Origin of the sequence: Candidatus Accumulibacter vicinus (assembly GCF_000584955.1) — a bacterium.
Lineage (GTDB): Bacteria > Pseudomonadota > Gammaproteobacteria > Burkholderiales > Rhodocyclaceae > Accumulibacter > Accumulibacter vicinus.
Map to the genome: position 1 here is coordinate 371715 of NZ_JDSS02000019.1, position 378 is coordinate 372092.

1 protein-coding gene is annotated in these 378 nt (G+C 64.3%); it reads right to left on the bottom strand.

Going from position 1 to position 378, the window contains the following annotated elements; translation table 11 throughout:
• A partial coding sequence (locus tag CAPSK01_RS22345) for a hypothetical protein (RefSeq protein ID WP_273703320.1) occupies positions 1–230 on the bottom strand: 230 nt, incomplete at its 3' end.
• Positions 231–378: the final 148 nt, after the last annotated feature.

Genomic DNA, 378 nt, shown 5'->3' on the forward strand with positions numbered 1-378 from the left:
CCTACGCTGTAGCTGATGGACGCGGCCGCCGCTGCGCCAGAAATCGTGGTCTGCGCTGTCCGCAGGGCAACAGAAGCGGCTGCCGCTGTCGATGTTCCGCTGGAGTCGCCGGCAGCCGTCGTGTAGACATGGCCCTGGTTGAAATCCACCTCGTCCCATGCTGGCGACGTGTAGGCATCTCCGCTTCCCTCGAAATTGACCGAATCCCAGGCGGGCGGCGTGTAGGGCATGGGTCAGCCCGCCGTCACGGAATCGTAGATCCAGGCCACCTTATCCCCGTCGAACGGAAGCAGCGCGGTTGGCGCGGAGTAGGCTTCTCTATGCTCTGCTCTCCGGCTGAACTGCACATCGAAAAGGCGCCCGGTCAGCCCGCGATCC